18 protein-coding genes and 1 tRNA gene are annotated in these 18,281 nt (G+C 67.0%); 12 read left to right on the forward strand and 7 right to left on the reverse strand.

Features of this window, described 5'->3' with window-relative positions:
• Positions 1-84: 84 nt before the first annotated feature.
• Together C563_RS0111280 and C563_RS0111285 are read right to left on the reverse strand one after the other, a co-directional pair.
• The gene (locus C563_RS0111280; protein WP_018762160.1) at positions 85-819 is read right to left on the reverse strand and encodes a hypothetical protein; all 735 of its coding nucleotides are present in this window, start codon (positions 817-819) and stop codon (positions 85-87) included.
• Complete coding sequence (locus C563_RS0111285; RefSeq protein WP_018762161.1) at positions 816-1,547, reverse strand: hypothetical protein; 732 nt, start codon at positions 1,545-1,547, stop codon at positions 816-818. The genes C563_RS0111280 and C563_RS0111285 overlap by 4 nt, the downstream gene beginning before the upstream one ends.
• Before the next feature lie 253 nt (positions 1,548-1,800).
• Here C563_RS0111285 and C563_RS0111290 point away from each other — a divergent pair, with 253 nt between their 5' ends.
• Positions 1,801-3,462 carry an ABC-F family ATP-binding cassette domain-containing protein gene (locus C563_RS0111290; protein ID WP_018762162.1) on the forward strand — a complete coding sequence of 554 codons (1,662 nt, stop codon included), beginning with the start codon at positions 1,801-1,803 and terminating at the stop codon, positions 3,460-3,462.
• Between the two features lie 2 nt (positions 3,463-3,464).
• Positions 3,465-5,378 carry an ABC transporter ATP-binding protein gene (locus tag C563_RS0111295; protein WP_018762163.1) on the forward strand — a complete coding sequence of 638 codons (1,914 nt, stop codon included), beginning with the start codon at positions 3,465-3,467 and terminating at the stop codon, positions 5,376-5,378.
• Here C563_RS0111295 and C563_RS0111300 read toward each other — a convergent pair.
• From C563_RS0111300 to C563_RS0111310, 3 genes are all read right to left on the reverse strand, one after another.
• Positions 5,375-5,797 (reverse strand): NUDIX hydrolase, encoded by a 423-nt coding sequence (locus tag C563_RS0111300; protein WP_018762164.1) that lies wholly within the window; start codon positions 5,795-5,797, stop codon positions 5,375-5,377. The two genes, C563_RS0111295 and C563_RS0111300, sit on opposite strands and share 4 nt — an antisense overlap.
• A complete protein-coding gene (locus C563_RS0111305) occupies positions 5,794-6,279 on the reverse strand; it encodes a DUF6314 family protein (protein WP_018762165.1) in 486 nt (161 codons plus the stop codon). The genes C563_RS0111300 and C563_RS0111305 overlap by 4 nt, the downstream gene beginning before the upstream one ends.
• Before the next feature lies 1 nt (position 6,280).
• A tRNA-Arg gene (locus C563_RS0111310) sits at positions 6,281-6,353 on the reverse strand.
• 82 nt (positions 6,354-6,435) lie between these two features.
• On the opposite strand from C563_RS0111310, the gene C563_RS0111315 reads away from it, so the two are divergent.
• A complete protein-coding gene (locus C563_RS0111315; protein WP_018762166.1) occupies positions 6,436-7,203 on the forward strand; it encodes a DUF998 domain-containing protein in 768 nt (255 codons plus the stop codon).
• Here C563_RS0111315 and C563_RS0111320 read toward each other — a convergent pair.
• Complete coding sequence (locus C563_RS0111320) at positions 7,200-7,826, reverse strand: hypothetical protein (RefSeq protein WP_018762167.1); 627 nt, start codon at positions 7,824-7,826, stop codon at positions 7,200-7,202. The two genes, C563_RS0111315 and C563_RS0111320, sit on opposite strands and share 4 nt — an antisense overlap.
• Positions 7,827-7,858: 32 nt before the next feature.
• Here C563_RS0111320 and C563_RS0111325 point away from each other — a divergent pair, with 32 nt between their 5' ends.
• Positions 7,859-8,689 carry an inositol monophosphatase family protein gene (locus tag C563_RS0111325; protein WP_026264699.1) on the forward strand — a complete coding sequence of 277 codons (831 nt, stop codon included), beginning with the start codon at positions 7,859-7,861 and terminating at the stop codon, positions 8,687-8,689.
• A gap of 77 nt (positions 8,690-8,766) precedes the next feature.
• A complete protein-coding gene (pcrA, locus tag C563_RS0111330; RefSeq protein WP_043424073.1) occupies positions 8,767-11,259 on the forward strand; it encodes a DNA helicase PcrA in 2,493 nt (830 codons plus the stop codon).
• A gap of 57 nt (positions 11,260-11,316) precedes the next feature.
• On the opposite strand, the gene C563_RS0111335 is transcribed toward pcrA, so the two are convergent.
• Complete coding sequence (locus C563_RS0111335; RefSeq protein WP_043424075.1) at positions 11,317-11,898, reverse strand: TetR/AcrR family transcriptional regulator; 582 nt, start codon at positions 11,896-11,898, stop codon at positions 11,317-11,319.
• Positions 11,899-12,019: 121 nt separating this feature from the next.
• Here C563_RS0111335 and C563_RS0111340 point away from each other — a divergent pair, with 121 nt between their 5' ends.
• From C563_RS0111340 to C563_RS0111370, 7 genes are all read left to right on the forward strand, one after another.
• Positions 12,020-12,697, forward strand: a complete 678-nt coding sequence (locus C563_RS0111340; protein ID WP_018762171.1) for an NADPH-dependent F420 reductase — start codon at positions 12,020-12,022, stop codon at positions 12,695-12,697.
• A gap of 13 nt (positions 12,698-12,710) precedes the next feature.
• Positions 12,711-13,712, forward strand: coding sequence for an alcohol dehydrogenase catalytic domain-containing protein (locus C563_RS0111345; protein WP_018762172.1), 1,002 nt, complete (start codon positions 12,711-12,713; stop codon positions 13,710-13,712).
• A 51-nt stretch (positions 13,713-13,763) separates the two neighbouring features.
• Positions 13,764-14,312 carry an NAD(P)H-dependent oxidoreductase gene (locus C563_RS0111350; protein WP_018762173.1) on the forward strand — a complete coding sequence of 183 codons (549 nt, stop codon included), beginning with the start codon at positions 13,764-13,766 and terminating at the stop codon, positions 14,310-14,312.
• A 30-nt stretch (positions 14,313-14,342) separates the two neighbouring features.
• On the forward strand, positions 14,343-15,050 hold the full coding sequence (locus C563_RS0111355; RefSeq protein WP_231369879.1) for a hypothetical protein: 708 nt from the start codon (positions 14,343-14,345) through the stop codon (positions 15,048-15,050).
• 224 nt (positions 15,051-15,274) lie between these two features.
• Positions 15,275-16,444 (forward strand): ADP-forming succinate--CoA ligase subunit beta, encoded by a 1,170-nt coding sequence (gene sucC / locus C563_RS0111360; protein ID WP_018762175.1) that lies wholly within the window; start codon positions 15,275-15,277, stop codon positions 16,442-16,444.
• A 10-nt stretch (positions 16,445-16,454) separates the two neighbouring features.
• Positions 16,455-17,357, forward strand: coding sequence for a succinate--CoA ligase subunit alpha (gene sucD / locus C563_RS0111365; RefSeq protein ID WP_018762176.1), 903 nt, complete (start codon positions 16,455-16,457; stop codon positions 17,355-17,357).
• A gap of 171 nt (positions 17,358-17,528) precedes the next feature.
• Entirely contained in the window at positions 17,529-18,260 is a 732-nt protein-coding gene (locus C563_RS0111370; RefSeq protein ID WP_018762177.1) for a FadR/GntR family transcriptional regulator, read from the forward strand.
• Positions 18,261-18,281 lie beyond the last annotated feature (21 nt).

Raw genomic sequence — 18,281 nt, forward strand, 5'->3', positions numbered from 1 at the left:
CCCCGTTCAAAAGCGCCTGGGCCGCCCGCCTTCACACATTCATGATTGTGTCACACGCTAATGATTTTGTGAAAGCGGAAAAGGTCACATTTCGGTAGATGTCTTTCGGGACCCCGAATGCCGGTTGACGATCCGGGCTGTCCAGATCAGGGCCAGGCCGACGACGTAGCAGAGGACTGCCGAGTAATTGATGATGAATTCCGCCGCGCTCATCGACGGCGGGATCAAGGGAAAGAGCAGGGTCAGCGCAACGGCTGCCCCGCCCAGTGCCAGCAATCCGGCGGCAATCCGCACCAGGAGGGGCAGGCGTTCCCGCACTGCGCGCACCATCGGCGGAACCAGGGCGAGTGCAACGAACGCGGGGTACGCCCGGCCGGCGGCGCCGTAATACTCGACGAGGGCGGAGTTGCGTCCGCCCTTGGCGGAAATGGCCATCAAGCCGGCGGAGGAGCCCGACGTGTCCATCAGCAGGAACAGGGCAACCATTACGGCGGAGATGGTGAGCAGGACCATGAGCCCGGTCTTTCCCGTGATCAGCCGGTAGGCGCCGTCCGCCCCGAAGCCCCTGGAGACCCGGATGCCCAGGAAGAAGATGGCGCCGAAGACGACGAAGCGCAGCAGCAGGTTGGCCAGGTTGATTCCGCCCATCGCCTGGTCGATGACGAGGTAGGGGCCTTGGATGCTCAAGAGGATGGCAAGCGTCATCAGAGCGAAGATGCCGAACAGGGAACGGTTTTCGCCGCGGAGGGCACTGGGAATGCGTGCTGCGGCGACGAGACCGCAAATGGCCAGCGTGCTCCACTGGAGAGTCTCGATCATCCCAGGTTCTCCCATATTTTTTCCGTTTGCGCCTGGTCATGTTCATGCCGGCGCAGCACTTTGCCCAGGGCCTGCAGCCGGTCTCCCGCGAGCACGGTGAGTTCACCGTCGGAGAGGCTGTCCAGTGCGGCCTGCCGGGCCCCCGCGGGCCAGCCGGCTTCCTCCTCGGTGACAAGTCCCGTCGCCACCAGGCCGCCCACGGGGCCCACCCCCGCCGCCACGGCGGTGGCCATGGCGAGTTCGGGGGAGAGCCGGTTGGCCGTCAGCTGGGCTGAATAGTTTTGCGGAGCCACCCCGGTGCTGGCCGACACTCGCTGCCGGACCTCGCCGTCGTCGATCGCATCAACCCAGTTCTTCACCGAAGTGGCGTGCGGGGCCGGGCCCAGGGCGGGTGCGGCAGCTCCCGGGGCAGGGTCCATGGCGGACCGGGACAGGAGGGCCCGCAGGAGATCGGGCGTGGAAATCTGGCTTACCAGCTCACACTTCGTCGGCGGGTGGGGTGGGCCGGCCAGGACGCGGTAATCGTCGAAGACGGCCAGCGAAGCGACCGGATTCGCGTGATAGGCGCGGCTGATGCTGACCACGGTGTGGACGGCCACCTTTCCCCGGACCAGCTGCTGGGCGAGGGTGGTGCGCTTGATCCCGGAAACCCGGCAGACGTCCGCAGTGCTGGCATCGGGGGCGATGCTTTGCAGCCAGCGTTGAAACGCCTTGGCGGGAATGGTCATGGAAAGCCCTCTGCAGAACGTATGGTGGTGTGGATAACTTTACCGTGCCGGCCGGCCCGGACCCGTGCCGCGGATTTTGCCCGCGCCCCACATTCGTCTATAGTTGATGGTCGAGCCCGTTGGTCCGTACACCCCCCAAGTCCGGACCAGCGGGTTCTTCTATGTCCTGCAGCCCCAGCGGCGCCGCGGCCCCGTAACCGCTGCTGCGCCGGCCGCATATTGGCTGCCCGGGCAGTGGCGAAAGGACGAATCAATGACTGCAACCCTCGTTGCCAAGGATGTTTCCGGCGGCCACGGCCACCGTGTGCTCTTCTCCGGGCTTTCGCTGACGGTCGCCCCGGGCGACGTCGTCGGGGTGGTGGGAGCAAACGGCGCCGGGAAGTCCACCCTGTTGCGCCTCCTCGCCGGCGTGGACCAGCCGCAGGACGGTTCGATCAGCCTGGCCCCGGCCGACGCCTTCGTTGGCTGGCTGCCGCAGGAGCACGAACGCCTCTCCGGTGAGACCGTGGCCGGCTACATTGCCCGCCGGACCGGCTGCGCGGAAGCGACCCTGCAGATGGAAACCACCGCGGAGGGCCTGGGTTCCGGCGAACCCGGGGCCGACGATGCCTACTCACGGGCGTTCGACCGCTGGATGGCCTCCGGCGCTGCGGACCTCGATGACCGCATTCCGGCTGCGCTCGCCGACCTCGGGCTGGACGCCGGCCCGGATGCGCTGATGACCGGACTGTCGGGCGGCCAGGCCGCCCGGGTCGCCCTTGCCGCGCTGCTGCTGAGCCGGTTCGACGTGGTGCTGCTCGATGAGCCCACGAACGATCTGGACCTCGCCGGTTTGGCCACCCTGGAAAACTTCGTCCAGGGGCTTCGCGGCGGCGTGGTGCTGGTCAGCCACGACCGTGAGTTCCTGGCCCGCTGTGTGACGCGCGTGGTCGAGCTGGACCTTGCCCAGAACAGCGTGGCCGTTTACGACGGCGGCTACGACGCCTTCCTCGAGGAACGCGCGGTGGCCCGCCGGCACGCCCGCGAGAAGTACGAGGACTTTGCCGCCACCAAGGCAGACCTGGTGTCCCGTGCACGGACCCAGCGCGAGTGGAGCTCCCAAGGCGTCCGGAACGCCATGAAGAAGAGCCCGGACAACGACAAGATCCGCCGCGCCGCCAGCACGGAGTCCTCGGAGAAGCAGGCCCAAAAGGTCCGGCAAATGGAGTCCCGCATTGCCCGGCTGGACGTGGTGGAGGAGCCCCGCAAGGAGTGGCAGCTCCAGTTCAGCATCGGCCAGGCACCCCGCTCCAGCGCCGTCGTCGCCACGTTGCGCGGGGTGGTGGCCCGCCAGGGGGACTTCACGCTGGGCCCGGTGAACCTCCAGCTCAACGGCGGGGAACGCATCGGGATTACCGGGCCCAACGGCGCCGGGAAGTCGACCTTGTTGCGGCTGCTGCTGGGCACCCAGGAACCGGACGACGGCGAAGCCTCCATGGGTGCCTCCGTCGCCGTCGGCGAAATTGACCAGGCCCGCGGGCTGCTTGACGGTGCCCGGCCCCTGGGCGACGCCGTGGAGGCCGTCCTGGCCGATTGGAACAGCGCCGACGTCCGCACCCTCCTGGCCAAGTTCGGCCTCAAGGCGGACCACACGTCCCGGAGCGTGGATTCCCTGTCGCCCGGAGAACGGACCCGGGCAGCTTTGGCGCTGCTCCAGGCCCGCGGGGTGAACCTGCTGGTCCTGGACGAACCCACCAACCACCTGGACCTGCCCGCCATTGAGCAACTGGAAGAGGCCCTGGAAAGCTACGACGGCGCCCTGTTGCTGGTCACCCACGACCGCAGGCTGCTCGAAAATGTTCGGCTCGACTCACGGTGGCACCTGGAAGACGGCAAGGTCCAGGAGCTCCACCACACTGCAAGCCAGGAGAAATAACCATGAGCATGGACCGCGTGGCCTGGAGCTCGCTCTATAACATCAGCACCGCCAAGAGCGGCTCGCAGCCGTTCTCCAAGGAAACCCTGAAACGGGTGCTGGCCTTCGCCGCCCCGCACAAGGGCAAGCTCATCGCCTTTGTGCTGTCCTCCATCGTCGCGGCGATCCTTGCCGTCGCAACCCCGGTACTCGCCGGCCAGGTGGTTGACGCCATCATCGCCAAGGCCGCCGCCGGCACGGTGATCTGGCTGGCGGTCCTGATTGCCATCGTCGCCGTCGCGGAGGCCGGAGTGGGCCTGTTGACCCGCTGGCTGTCCTCGACCATCGGCGAAGGCGTCATCGTTGACCTGCGCACCCGGGTCTTCGACCACGTGCAGCGGATGCCCATTGCCTTCTTCACCCGCACCCGGACGGGAGCCCTGGTCAGCCGCCTCAACAATGACGTCATCGGGGCACAGTCCGCTTTCGCCGGAACCCTCTCCGGCGTCGTGAGCAACTCGGTGGCGCTGATCCTGACGCTGGCCGTAATGCTCAACCGGTCCTGGCTGGTGACCGTCCTCGCCATGGTGCTGCTGCCGATCTTCCTGATCCCGGCCCGGCGCATGGGCTCCAAACTGGCAGACCTGCGCCGCGAAGCCGCAGCTCACAACGCCGCCATGGGCACTCAGATGACGGAGCGGTTCTCCGCACCGGGTGCCACCTTGGTCAAGCTGTTCGGCCGCCCGGACGAAGAGTCCCGGGAGTTTGCCGCCCGGGCCGGCCGCGTACGCGACATCGGCGTCCGGATGGCCATGCTGCAGTTCACGTTCGTCACGGCCCTGACCCTGGTGTCCGCACTGGCGCTGGCCCTGGTGTACGGCCTGGGCGGCTGGCTTGCCCTTGGCGGACAACTGGCGCCCGGTGACGTGGTGGTCCTGGCGCTGCTCCTGACCAGGCTCTACGCCCCGCTTACCGCGCTGTCCAACGCCCGCGTGGAGGTCATGAGTGCGCTGGTGAGCTTTGAACGCGTGTTTGAAATCCTTGACCTGAAGCCGCTCATCCAGCAGAAACCGGACGCCGTGCCCGTGCCTGCCGGTCCTGTGTCGGTCGAATTCGACAACGTCCGCTTCGCATACCCGTCGGCGGACAAGGTCTCCCTTGCATCGCTCGAAGAAGTCTCAACGCTGGACACCCGCGGCGGCGAGGAAGTGCTGCACGGCATCAGCTTCCGGGTGGAGCCTGGCCAGACGGTGGCACTGGTGGGCTCCTCCGGGGCGGGCAAGTCCACGATCGCCCAGCTGCTGTCACGGCTGTACGACGTCGATTCGGGCGCGGTGCGGCTGGGCGGTACCAGGCCGGGGTCCGGCCTGGACGTGCGGGACACCACCTTCGATTCCCTGCGCGACACCTTGGGCATGGTGACCCAGGACGGGCACCTGTTCCACGAGTCCATCGCCTCCAACCTGCGCCTGGCCCGGCCGGACGCCACCGAGAAGGACATGTGGGACGTGCTCCGGCAGGCGCGGCTCGAAGGCATGATCCGGTCCCTGCCGGACGGACTGGACACCGTGGTGGGGGAGCGGGGCTACCGGCTCTCAGGTGGTGAACGCCAGCGGTTGACCATCGCGCGCCTGCTGATCGCCCAGCCGCGGGTGGTCATCCTGGACGAGGCCACCGCAGCACTGGACTCGACGAACGAAGCCGCTGTCCAGGCGGCCCTGGGCGCCGCGCTCGAGGGTCGGACCGCCGTCGTGATCGCCCACCGGCTCTCCACCGTGCGTGCCGCCGACGCCATCCTGGTGGTGGAAGACGGCCGGATTGTCGAACGCGGAACCCATACCGAGCTCCTGGCCGCGGGCGGCCGCTACTCGGAGCTCTACCGGACCCAGTTCGCCGAAGCCACCGCCGTCGCGGAGGAAGCCGTCCCTGAGTTCTAGCGGCGGAGCGGCCGCGCGGCCAGCACGGGCAGGATGTGGTCCGTGAGCAGCGGTGCGAGGTCCGCCGGGAGGGATGCGCCGTCCCTCCCGGAGCAGTCCAGCCAACGGATCTCGGCGATCTCCGCGGCCGGGTTGGCCTGCCAGGTACCCGGGGCGAGGAAAACGGTTGCCTCGATGTCGGTGGCGGCCTCGTTGGCGGCATCGGCCACCCAGACCCCCATTAGTTCCAGCTCCTGCGGCGGGACCACGATCCCCACCTCCTCGGCCAGCTCGCGGGCTGCGGCTTGAACGGCGGTTTCACCCGGCTCCGGTTTGCCGCCGGGGTGCATGAACATGGCCGTGCCGCGTTTCCGGACGGTCAGGAGCCGCCCGGCGTCATCGAACACACAGACGGCGGACACCACAATGCGATCCTTCACGGCTCCTCCCGGACAAGGCGTGAGACCAGCAGCAGGTCCTTGCGGGGGCCCGTCACGTCCCAGCTGTAGGTGAAGGAACCAGGGCCAAGGCAGGTGTAGGTCACGCGGTAGGTATCGGGGTCGCACCAGTGCGCGTCCTGGCTGGCGTCAGGGGTAAAGCTCATCCGGTGGAACGGGCGGCCACCCGGAAAGAACACGTCCAGGGCGTCCTTCCTCGGGGACGCCTTCAGCACGTACTCCCGTGAGGCGGGGCCGGTGAAAGCAGGCCAGCGCATGGTGCCTTCCTCTCGAAGGGCCAGGCCGTCGTCGTCCGTTGGGGTGTAGAGCACGACGCCGGTAAAGGTTCCGCGGGTGCCGTCCGACCTGTCCAGCAGGTCACGCTCCACCCGCCAGCGGCCCGGCCGCTCCGGGGCGGCGGGATTGTCCGCCGGGGCGCCCAGGAGGTAGGCGCGAAGGCGGGACTGCCGGGAACTGAGGTTCAAGTGCCCTCGATTGGAATCGAACCAACGACACCGGCTTTAGGAGAGCCGTGCTCTATCCACTGAGCTACGAGGGCGGGCATTCGGCAAGCGGCGAGGCCGGCTGGTCCGAACACGGTTACAAGCATACAAGGTGCCGGGCCGTACTACGCTCAAAGCATGAGTCCAGCCCCGACTGCCGCTCCCGCTGCCGCCTACCTGCCGGACACCGCGTCCACCCGGCACTACATCGGTGCCTGGTCCGTGCTGAGCGTGCTGCAGTACTTCCTCGCCGAGGCGGTGGTGGCCATCGCCTGGGCCGGCCCGCGTCCGTATGACCTCCGGACCGGCTACATCAGCGACCTTGGTGCGCTGCACTGCGGCGTCCATGCCGGGCGGCAGGTGTGCTCGCCGCTGAACTGGCTGATGAACGGCTCGTTCGTCCTCCAGGGCCTTGGACTGCTGCTGGGTGCGGTGCTGCTGAGCTCGGGGTTGCTGTGCGTCGCGGCACGGCATGGTGCCCGGGTTGACCATGGACACCGGAAGCCGCTGCTGGCCGCCGTGTGGGTGCGGGTGCTGACCGGGGCCGCGGGGGCAGGGACCGTGGTGGTGGGCCTGGTCCCGGAAGACGCCGGCTCACCCTTGCATTACGTGGGGGCCATAACCTACTTCCTGGCCGGCGGGTGTGCCCTGCTGGTCCTGGGCTTCCTGTGGCGGCGGCAGACCGGCATGGCGTGGTTCCTGATGGTCTGCGGAGGCGTGTCGCTGGCGGCCGTGGCGACCGGCGGCCTGACCCGCATGGACGTGCCCGAGCCCGGCACGCTGGAACGGCTGATGGGCTATCCGGTGACGGTGGGCATGGCCGCCGCCGGGTTGGTCATTGCGCAGCGGGTGCGGTGGCACCGGAAGGAACGGCGGGCAGCGCGCGCCAGGGCAGCAGCTGCCTAACGCTCTTTCCGTTCCCGCCTGTTGAGGAACACCGCCGCGGCCCCGGCCAGGAGGCTCAGCACCAGAAGGAACCAGCCGGCAACGGTGAGGCCGGACGCCAGGGCAACCTGGCCGGCGTCGGGTCCGCTGGAAGCCATCATGGCGTCAATGGCCACGTTGCCGCCCAACCGGACCACCACGAACAGCATGGGCAAAGCCCACAATGCCCAGCGGAGCGCCTTCCGCGCCACGTTGGTGCCGATGAGGAGAAGCCAGGTAAAGCCAAAAATCAGCGGGAAGAGCGTCCCTGCGGTTTTGTGGACGTAGCTCAGCTGGCCCAGGGCGTCGCTGTCCATGACCTCCTGCAGACGGCTGATGTAGCCGGCATCGAAGCCGCCCACCAGAGAATCCGGCATGGCCATCTCCTGGGAGAGCTGCGTCATCTGGGTCAGGGTCAGCAGGTGCAGGTACCAGAACAGGAACAGGCTGGCCACTACGCCGGCTATGACAATGAGGTTGCTGTTGCCTTGCGCCTTCTCCGGCGTGCGCGCGGTGGAGGGGTTGACCACCGGTGGCAGGTGATGCTGCGGCACAACCGCGTTGGCGCCGTGCTTCTTGATCCGCTGGGCAGGGGTTTTGGCCATGGCACCATTATCCCGCCCCATAAACTGAACCCATGACCACTGGCCGACACAGCGCAGCTGTTCTTGACCCCGCATTGGACGACTACGAGCTGGCGGCGGCGCTGGTCCGTGAAGCCGGACAGCTGGCGCTCCTCATGCGCATGGCCGGCCTGGAATCGGAACAGAAGACCTCCGTCTCGGACGTGGTGACTGCGGCCGACCACGCCGCGGAGGCCTACGTGCTGGAGCAATTGCGGCGCTGCCGGCCGGACGACGGCATCCTGGGCGAGGAGGGCGCGTCCGTCCAAGGGACCAGCGGGCGGACCTGGGTGATCGACCCCGTGGACGGCACCTACAACTTCCTGCATGGCTCCACTTACTGGTGTTCAGCCATAGCGCTCAAGGATTCCGCCGACGTGTTGCTCGGCGCCGTCTTCCAGCCGGAGGAGGACAAACTCTGGGTCGGCGGCCGGGACCGGCCTGCCACCCGTAACGGCGAAGCGCTCACCGTCTTCGCCGACGACAGCGGCAAGCGGAACACCACTCCCGTGGCCGAACTCGGCGCCGCCACCTACATCCACCCCACGTGGCTGATGGATCCCCTGTGCGCCATGCCGTGGCACGCCGCGGCAACGTCCGCAGCGTCCCTCCGCATGCTGGGCTCGGGTTCCTGCGACCTTGGCCGGGTGGCGGACGGCCAATTGGGGTGCTGGTTCCAGCACAGCTGCCCGGAGTGGGACTGGCTGCCGGGCAAGGCGATCGTTCTTGCAGCCGGCGGGGCCGTGGACACCGTCCACGTCAACGGGCTGGAGTGGTTCATCGCAGGAGGAACGGCGGCGGTCCGGGAGCTGCGTGCGGCCCTCCTGTCAGGCTCGGTGGCGTAGCACCACCGCGGGCACACAGCCAGTAATCCACAGCCTGGAAGGCGGTGTCAGTCCCACCGCCTAGACTTGTAGGCACCATGGATATGTTGTTTGACCCATACTCTGACGGGCCGTTCAAGGCCGCTCCTGCCACCACCGCCCGCACCAAGTCGCCCTCCGAAGGCGCCGTTGCGGTCCCCGGGGGCGGGGGAGGCGTGCGCGCAGGACAGGCACCGGAAGGGCATTCCCGGGGCCACCGCCCGGATGCCGCAGCCTTGCTGGAGGGGTTGAACCCGCAGCAGGAAGAGGCGGTCAAGCACGCAGGCCCGGCGCTGCTGATCGTCGCCGGTGCAGGATCAGGCAAGACCCGCGTGCTCAGTAACCGGATCGCCTACCTGATCGCCACCGGTCGAGCCCACCACGGCGAAATCCTGGCCATTACCTTCACCAACAAAGCGGCCGCCGAAATGCGGGAGCGCATCGAAGCGCTGGTGGGCGGACGCGCCAAGATCATGTGGATCTCCACGTTCCACTCGTCCTGCGTGCGCATCCTGCGGCAGGAGGCGGCCAACGTCGGGCTGAAATCGAACTTCTCCATTTACGACTCCGCCGACTCCCTGCGGCTGGTTACCCAGGTCTCCAAGTCCCTTGACCTGGACCCCAAGAAGTTTGCGCCCAAAGCCATACAGCACAAGATCTCCGCGCTGAAGAACGAGCTCATCGACGCCGACTCCTTTGCCTCCGAGGCCAACTACAACGATCCGTTCGAGCACGCCGTTGCGGACGTCTACAAGGGTTATACCCAGCGCCTCCGGCAGGCCAACGCGATGGACTTTGACGACCTCATCGCCGAAACCGTCTACATGTTCCGTGCCTTCCCGGCCTTGGCAGAGTCCTACCGCCGCCGGTTCCGCCACGTCCTGGTGGACGAATACCAGGACACCAACCACGCCCAGTACGCGCTGGTGCGCGAAATTGTGGGCGAAGGGCCGGGCGCCTCGGAACTGACCGTGGTGGGCGATTCCGACCAGTCCATCTACGCCTTCCGCGGCGCTGACATCCGCAACATCGTGGAATTCGAAAAGGACTACCCCGAAGCCCGGACCATCAAGCTGGAGCAAAACTACCGCTCCACCCAGAACATCCTGAGCGCCGCCAACTCGGTCATCTCGCGCAACCCCAACCGGCCCGAAAAGCGGCTCTGGACGGCCGAGGGCGAAGGCCACAAAATCATCGGATACGTGGGCGAGAACGAGCACGACGAAGCGCAGTTCATCGCCAAGGAGATCGACCGGCTCCAGGACGAAGACAACCTGCGGCCCGGTGATGTTGCCATCTTCTACCGGACCAATGCCCAGTCCCGCTCCATTGAGGATGTGCTGGTGCGCGTGGGCTTGCCCTACAAAGTGGTGGGCGGCACGCGCTTCTACGAACGCAAGGAAATCAAGGACGCCCTGGCGTACCTTCGGGTACTGGTGAACCCGGACGACGACGTCAATCTCCGCCGGGTGCTGAACGAGCCAAAACGCGGCATCGGCGACCGCGCCGAAGGTGCGGTGGCAGCGCTGGCCGAGCGTGAGCGGACCTCCTTCATGGCAGCCGCCCGGCGCGCCGACCAGGCACCCGGGATGGCCACCCGGTCCGTCAATGCCGTCCAGAGCTTCGTGAAGATGCTGGACGACCTCGCCGAAGTGGCGGTGGGGTCCGGCGCCGCCGCCGCACTCGAAGCTGTCCTGGAACAGACCGGATACCTGGCCGCGCTGCGCTCCAGCACCGATCCCCAGGACGAATCCCGCGTGGAAAACCTGGCGGAACTGGTTGCCGTGGTCCGCGAGTATGAACAGGAAAACCCGGATGGCAGCCTGGCCGCGTTCCTGGAGCAAGTCTCGCTGGTGGCCGACGCCGATCAAATCCCGGACGCCCCCGGCGCGGACATCGATGCCGCCGTGGCCGAGGCAAAGCGTCTCGGCGTGGTCACGCTGATGACCCTGCACACGGCCAAGGGCCTGGAATTCCCGGTGGTGTTCCTCACCGGCATGGAACATGGATTGTTCCCGCACCAGCGATCCGCCACCGATCCCAAGGAACTGGCAGAGGAACGCCGGCTTGCCTACGTGGGACTCACCCGTGCCCGCAAGCGGCTGTACGTGACCCGCTCAGAGGTCCGCAGCATGTGGGGCCAGAGCCAGTACAACCCTGCCAGCCAGTTCCTCGAGGAGATTCCCGCAGAGCTCCTTGAGTGGAAACGTGAGGGCACCAGCCGGCAGTCGTGGGCCGGCGGCGGTTCCATCGGGTCCGGCCGTTACAGCGGGTCCTTCTGGGGCGCCGGCACCTCCCGCGGAGCGGCGGCGGACTCTTCCGCGGGGTTCAATGCCGACGTTCCGGCGTTCCTTGCCAAGACCCGGGTGCAACCGCAGAAGGAAATCATTGCCGTCAGCGTGGGGGACAAGGTCAACCACACCAGCTTCGGAAACGGTACGGTGCTGGCGCTCGAAGGGGCGGGGGACAAGACGGTCGCCAAGGTCAAGTTCGACGTCGGCGAGAAGCGCCTGCTGCTGCGCTACGCGCCGTTGACCAAGCTCGACGCCTAGGGGCGGACGAGCGGGCGGACGCCCGGGCTCCCGCCAAGAGCATCCACCGTTGCGGCGTTAACTGCGGGCCGGGCAGGACGCGGCCACCAGGCGGCGGGCCATCTCCACCGCACGCGACCCATACACCGCGCCGTCCAGGACCGCGGCCGTGGCGTAGGCGCCGTTGAGGACAATGAGGAGTTCTTCGGCGAGCCGGTCAGGTTCCTCGGCCCCTGCCTCGGCCGCCAGGGTGTGGAACCAGTCGCGGACCTGCTGCTTGTGGGCGACCGCGGCGAGGTGGGCCGGGTGCACGCCGTCGGGGAACTCCGTGTTGGTGTTCAGCATGGGACACCCCCGGTAGCTGCTTCCGGCGCAGTCGGAGGCCAGTATGTCGAACACGGCAATGAGTTTGTCCTGCGGAGATCCTTGCCCGCCGGCGGCCTCACGCATGCGCTCGAACCAGGCGTCTGCCCGGCCCTGGACATAAGCCGTGGCCAGGGCGTCCTTGGTGGGGAACTGGCGGTAGACGGTCGCGTTGCCCACCCCGCACTCCTTGACCACGGTGTCCATGCCCACGGCCCGTATGCCGTGGGCGTAGAACAGCCGCGTGGCCACCCCAAGTACATTGCGCCGGTTTTCCTCAGCCGTCCTGCGCGCCACAATTCTCCTCCAGTGTGCTCCGATACCGACTGACCCAGTTTGACAGACGGAACGATCCGTCACAAACTTGGGAACGATCCGTCACATTGAATGGCGGCCCCGCCATCACCAGGAGAACACCATGAAGACAGCAGTACTTGGAACCGGAATGGTTGGCCGGACCATTGCCGCACGCCTCGCGGAGCTCGGCCATTCCGTCACCATCGGCACCCGCGACCCCGCGGCCGCCATGTCCCGGACCGCAGCTGACGCCATGGGCAACCCGGCCTTTGGGACCTGGGCCGCTGAGAACCCGGCCATCAAGGTGGCACGGTTCTCGGATGCGGCGGAAGGCGCAGGGCTGGTCGTCAACGCAACCAACGGCGGTGCATCGCTCGAGGTGCTGGAGCAGGTTGGCCCGGAAAACCTCGACGGCGCGGTGGTCCTGGACATCGCCAACCCGCTCGACTTCAGCAACGGCATGCCTCCCACCCTCTTCGTCAAGGACACCGATTCCCTGGCCGAGCAAATCCAGCGGGCCTTCCCCGCGGCCCGCGTCGTCAAGGCCCTCAACACCATGAACGCGGACTTGATGGCCTATCCCGGACAGCTGTCCGACCCCGGATCAGTCTTCGTCTCCGGCAACGACGCCGAAGCCAAGGCCGTGGTCACCGGACTCCTGAAGGACTTCGGCCACCAGGACGTCATCGACCTCGGCGACATCACCACGGCGCGCGGAACCGAAATGCTGCTGCCCGTCTGGCTCCGCCTGTGGGGCGCACTCGGAACGCCTGCCTTCAACTTCAAGATCGTCCGCTGACAGGACAACCACCATGAAAGCCGTCCACATCACCGCTCCGGGCGCGAGCCTGCAGCTCGCTGAAACCGATCGCCCGGAAGTTCCCCACGGACATGTACTCATCAAGGTCGCAGCCAGCGGCATCTGCCACAGTGATGCCATGCCCGGAGCAGGTATGGCGTCTTCCTACCCGCGCATCCCCGGCCACGAGGTCGCCGGAACCGTCGAGCTGGTGGGCGACGGTGTGACCCGGTGGGCGCCCGGCCAGCGCGTGGGCGTCGGATGGTTCGGCGGGGCGTGCTTCCAGTGCGACCCATGCCGGCGCGGGGATTTCATCTCCTGCGAGGCCGGAAAAATCACCGGGCTGACTGCCGATGGTGGCTATGCGGAGTACGTCCTCGCCCCGGCTGATGCCCTCGCTGCCGTCCCCGACGCACTCACGCTTGCTGAAGCTGCTCCGTTGATGTGCGCAGGCGTCACCACCTTCAACGGATTGCGCCACAGCGGTGCCCGACCGGGAGACCTCGTTGCCGTCCTTGGATTGGGTGGCCTGGGACACCTCGGTGTCCAGTTCGCGGCCAAGATGGGATTCGAAACCGTCGCCATTGCGCGCGGCGCCGAAAAGGAACCCTTTGCCCGTGACCTCGGCGCCCACCACTACATTGACAGCCTCAGTTCCGACGTCGCCGCGGAACTGAGGGGCCTCGGCGGTGCCGCCGTCGTCCTCGCCACCGTCACCGACGCCCATGCGATGTCTGCCGCCGTTCCGGGGCTCGCGGCCCGTGGCCGGCTCGTGGTCCTTGGCGTCCCGCACGAACCAGTCCCGGTTGACGCCGGCCTCCTCGTGGGCGGAAGCCGCTCGATCGCCGGGCATGCCTCCGGGACGGCGAAAGACTCCGAGGACGCGCTTCGCTTCGCGGCGATGACCGGGGTGCGCCCCATGATCGAAACCTACCCGCTCGTGCAGGCAGCCGAGGGCTTCAACCGGATGATGTCCGGCCGGGCGCGCTTCCGCGTCGTCCTGACCAATGACTAGGCCCCTGGCGCCGGAACCCGAAGCTGCACCGGAAGGACATACGGACTCTCCATGACCAACCAACGCACCCTTGTCATCGTTGCCCACCCCGATTTGGCAGGATCCCGGGTCACCGCCCATCTCGCCGCCTCCATCGGGGACCTTGATGGTGTCACAGTCCGGGACCTGGCGTCCCTCTACCCTGACCGTCGCGTGGACGCCGAGCTGGAACAGCGGTACCTTCGGGAAAACGACACCATCGTGCTGCAGTTTCCCTGGCACTGGTATTCCGTTCCCGGACTGCTGAAGGAATGGATGGACCAGGTGCTCACCCGCGGTTTTGCCTACGGCGCCGGTGGGGACGCGCTGCACGGGAAGCGCCTGCAGCTTGTCACCTCAACCGGGGGACCGGAATCCTCGTACTCGCCAGCAGGCCACAACCGTTTCACCATGGCCGAGCTGCTGCGGCCCCTGGAGGCCACCGCACACCTCTGCGGGCTGGACATGGCCGAGCCCGTGGTCCTGCACGGGGCGCATGGGGCGACGCCGGAACAACTGGCGGCGCATTCCCGGCGATACCGGGACCTGCTCTCCGCGGTGCCTGCAACAGCAGGCAGCTGAGCGCGCCCCGTCTGCCGGCGGCGGGGCATAATGGAGGCCATGCGACGGACTGCGTGGGGGATGCTCGCTGCCCTATTCCTGATGGCCGGCACCGGATGCTCGGTGACAACCAGCGACCCTTCCTATGTCCCGCCGCCTCCGCGGCCGCCGATGGAGCAGCTGGCGAACGCGCCGCTGGCCGACGCGAAGCAGTTCTCCAGCGGCGGCGATGTCCTCTCCTTCATTACCGCCGACCGGACCATCGCCTGCTCGCTGACCTCCGCCCGTGGAGAGCACCTGAACCTGCCGTACGAGCAGAACAGCTACAGCAACGCGGCCAACAACAAGCTGCCCATCGTCCCCGTGGCCCACTGTGAATTGGCCGCCTATCCGGCGCCAAAAGCCGCCGATATCAAGGACGATTGCGCAGGAACCCACCTGGGCTACCTCGGCGGCACAGCCCTGCTGGCGCCGGACAGTGCACGCTACGGCGAGTGCCGTTCCGGCGTGACGACCATGGAGGCAACCTACGGACCCAAGGGAAACAAGGCAGGACCGCTGACGCAGCTGCCCGTTCTTGCCGACGGGCAGAACCTGGAGCGCAACGGACTTCGGTGTTCGGCCTACAACGGCGGTGTGGCGTGCGGAAACGTCTCCGCCGGCGTCGGATTCTTCGTTTCAACTGAACGTTACGAGCTGATTCCCGGACCGGACAAAAGCACCGCCCCGCCGCAGGCAGGGGCCTCAAAAACCCCGTAAATCCGCGGTTTTTCTACGCCCCATAGAATAGTGTGCTTACTCACATAAGAGGTAGTCTGGGACGGCCCGGCCGCTCCAAAGGACTAGAGTTCCCCATGGAGCATTACGCCGCGTGGCTCGTTTCCAGACAGGCCGCCGGTGCGTGCAATCCGCAGCCCGGTCATCGTCCTTCCGATGGTGTCCGACTGTACAGAAACTACTTCGACGTAGAAGGACACTAAACCGTGGACCTGTTTGAATACCAGGCGCGCGATATGTTCGAGGCGCACGGTGTACCCGTGCTTGCCGGCATCGTGGCGTACACCCCAGAAGAAGCAAAGGCAGCTGCCGAGAAGATCGGCGGCGTGACTGTTGTCAAGGCACAGGTCAAGGTTGGCGGTCGCGGCAAGGCCGGCGGCGTCAAGGTCGCAAAGTCTGCCGACGAAGCGCTTGAGCACGCCACCAACATCCTGGGCATGGACATCAAGGGCCACACCGTTAACAAGGTGATGATCGCCCAGGGTGCAGACATCGCCGAGGAATACTACTTCTCCGTCCTGCTGGACCGGGCCAACCGCAACTACCTGGCCATGTGCTCGGTTGAGGGCGGCATGGAAATCGAGCAGCTCGCCGTCGAACGCCCCGAAGCGCTGGCCAAGATCGCCATCGACCCCGCCGTGGGCATCGACCAGGCCAAGGCCGACGAGATCGTCGCAGCCGCAGGCTTCGCCGAGGAACTGCGCGGCAAGGTCGCCGCCGTGATCCTCAAGCTCTGGGATGTCTTCAAGAAGGAAGACGCCACCCTGGTGGAGGTCAACCCCCTCGTCAAGACCGGCGCCGGCGACATCGTCGCCCTGGACGGCAAGGTCTCCCTCGACGAGAACGCCGGCTTCCGGCACGCCAAGCACGCGCAGCTCGAGGACAAGGATGCTGCAGACCCCCTTGAGGCCAAGGCAAAGGCGCAGGACCTCAACTACGTCAAGCTCGACGGCGAAGTAGGCATCATCGGCAACGGTGCAGGCCTGGTCATGTCCACCCTCGACGTCGTGGCCTATGCCGGCGAAAACCACGGCAACGTCAAGCCCGCCAACTTCCTGGACATCGGCGGCGGAGCCTCCGCCGAGGTCATGGCCGCCGGCCTGGACGTCATCCTGGGCGACGAGCAGGTCAAGTCCGTGTTCGTCAACGTCTTCGGCGGCATCACCGCCTGCGACGCCGTCGCCAAGGGCATCGTTGGCGCGCTGGCCGAGCTGGGCCACTCCGCGAACAAGCCGCTGGTAGTCCGCCTTGACGGCAACAACGTCGAGGAAGGCCGCCGCATCCTCACCGAGGCCAACCACCCGCTGGTAACCCTGGCCGCCACCATGGACGAGGGCGCCGACAAGGCCGCCGAGCTCGCCAACGCAGCTAAGTAAGGGACGCACCATGTCTATCTACCTCAACAAGGATTCCAAGGTCATCGTCCAGGGCATCACCGGCGGCGAAGGCACCAAGCACACCGCCCTGATGCTCAAGGCCGGCACCAACATTGTTGGCGGCGTCAACGCCCGCAAGGCCGGCACCACGGTCCTGCACGGCGACAAGGAAATCAACGTCTACGGCACCGTCAAGGAAGCCATGGCTGAAACCGGCGCCGACGTCTCCATCGTCTTCGTGCCGCCGGCCTTCACCAAGAACGCGGTCGTCGAAGCCATCGAGGCAGGCATCGGCCTGGTCGTGGTCATCACCGAAGGCGTTCCCGTCCAGGACTCCGCCGAATTCTGGGCGCTGGCCCAGTCCAAGGTGGACGCCGACGGCAACCAGGTCACCCGCATCATCGGCCCGAACTGCCCCGGCATCATCACCCCCGGCGAAGCATTGGTGGGCATCACCCCCGCCAACATCACCGGCAAGGGCCCGATCGGCCTGGTCTCCAAGTCCGGCACCCTGACCTACCAGATGATGTACGAATTGCGCGACCTGGGCTTCTCCACCGCCATCGGCATCGGCGGCGACCCCATCATCGGCACCACCCACATTGACGCCCTGGCCGCGTTCGAGGCTGACCCCGAGACCAAGGCCATCGTGATGATCGGTGAAATCGGCGGCGACGCCGAAGAGCGTGCTGCCGACTTCATCAAGGCCAACGTCACCAAGCCGGTTGTTGGCTACGTGGCCGGATTCACGGCTCCCGAAGGCAAGACCATGGGCCACGCAGGCGCCATCGTCTCCGGTTCCGCCGGTACCGCCCAGGCCAAGAAGGAAGCCCTCGAGGCCGCCGGCGTCAAGGTCGGCAAGACGCCGTCCGAGACCGCCAAGCTGCTGCGCGAGGTTTTCGCAGCCCTCTAGGGGACTTGCACTCAGCGCGGGGCCATGCCCGCCCGCCCCATCAGATGGGGCGGGCGGGCATGGCCCCGCGTTCGGCGTTTAAGCGGGTCTCGTAACCGACGTCGCCGCACTCCCTGCGTCGAGTAGGGTTGAATGGCAAGAGGGGCCACGGTGCCCAGGCAGGGGAGCAGGATGGCAGAGGCGCGGCGCACGCTGGTTGACGTCGTCGTGGACAAGGTCCTTGAGCACATTCTCAGCGGGGAGATCAAGGCCGACGACGCCCTGCCGCCGGAGGCGGACATCGCCAAGGAATCCGGGGTCAGCAGGCTGACGGCCCGGGAGGCCATGAAAGTGCTGAAGGCCCAGAACGTGGTGTACGTCAAACGCGGCCTCGGCACATTCGTCAACCCGCCCGAACGCTGGACCGGCATGGACGCCATCATGCAGGCGGCCTCCAGGGGAGTAGCCTCCGACCAGGTGGCCCTTCGCCTGCTCGAGGTCCGCCGGATGGTGGAGACCGGTGCGGCGGAACTCGCCGCCTCCCGCCATCGCCCGGCTGACCTTGCAGCCTTGCGGGAGAGCGTGGAGCAGATGGAAGCGGCGCACAATGCCGGAGACGTCGATGCCCTGACCGTCGCCGACATCGCGTTCCATGACACCGTGCTGCGCGCGTCCGGCAACCCGTTTGTCCCCGCCCTGCTGGGCCAGCTTTCCACCCTGTTGTATGCCATGCGCCGCGAGACCTCAGCCTTCCCCGACGTGCAGCGCCACGCCATCCACCACCACAAAATGGTCCTTGCCGCCATCGCCGAGGGCGATCCTGCCACGGCGCGCTCCACAATGGACGCCCACATCACCCAGACCTTCGAGGACTACGAGAACTACCTCGCCGTCTCGAGCCGAAACGGCGCGACTGCCCGCTAGGCACTGCCGGGTGAAACCCGG

The sequence above is a fragment of the Arthrobacter sp. 135MFCol5.1 genome (assembly GCF_000374865.1).
In the GTDB taxonomy this organism is placed as follows: domain Bacteria; phylum Actinomycetota; class Actinomycetes; order Actinomycetales; family Micrococcaceae; genus Arthrobacter.

Bases quoted from the DNA above. Each gene is read 5' to 3' on its own strand.
- sucD (WP_018762176.1), top strand. From the start codon at position 16,455: ATGTCTATCTACCTCAACAAGGATTCCAAGGTCATCGTCCAGGGCATC.
- C563_RS0111340 (WP_018762171.1), top strand. From the start codon at position 12,020: ATGAAGACAGCAGTACTTGGAACCGGAATGGTTGGCCGGACCATTGCC.
- pcrA (WP_043424073.1), top strand. From the start codon at position 8,767: ATGGATATGTTGTTTGACCCATACTCTGACGGGCCGTTCAAGGCCGCT.
- C563_RS0111295 (WP_018762163.1), top strand. From the start codon at position 3,465: ATGAGCATGGACCGCGTGGCCTGGAGCTCGCTCTATAACATCAGCACC.
- C563_RS0111290 (WP_018762162.1), top strand. From the start codon at position 1,801: ATGACTGCAACCCTCGTTGCCAAGGATGTTTCCGGCGGCCACGGCCAC.
- C563_RS0111280 (WP_018762160.1), bottom strand. From the start codon at position 819: ATGATCGAGACTCTCCAGTGGAGCACGCTGGCCATTTGCGGTCTCGTC.
- C563_RS0111315 (WP_018762166.1), top strand. From the start codon at position 6,436: ATGAGTCCAGCCCCGACTGCCGCTCCCGCTGCCGCCTACCTGCCGGAC.
- C563_RS0111350 (WP_018762173.1), top strand. From the start codon at position 13,764: ATGACCAACCAACGCACCCTTGTCATCGTTGCCCACCCCGATTTGGCA.
- C563_RS0111325 (WP_026264699.1), top strand. From the start codon at position 7,859: ATGACCACTGGCCGACACAGCGCAGCTGTTCTTGACCCCGCATTGGAC.
- C563_RS0111285 (WP_018762161.1), bottom strand. From the start codon at position 1,547: ATGACCATTCCCGCCAAGGCGTTTCAACGCTGGCTGCAAAGCATCGCC.
- C563_RS0111370 (WP_018762177.1), top strand. From the start codon at position 17,529: ATGGCAGAGGCGCGGCGCACGCTGGTTGACGTCGTCGTGGACAAGGTC.
- C563_RS0111345 (WP_018762172.1), top strand. From the start codon at position 12,711: ATGAAAGCCGTCCACATCACCGCTCCGGGCGCGAGCCTGCAGCTCGCT.
- C563_RS0111320 (WP_018762167.1), bottom strand. From the start codon at position 7,826: ATGGCCAAAACCCCTGCCCAGCGGATCAAGAAGCACGGCGCCAACGCG.
- C563_RS0111355 (WP_231369879.1), top strand. From the start codon at position 14,343: ATGGAGGCCATGCGACGGACTGCGTGGGGGATGCTCGCTGCCCTATTC.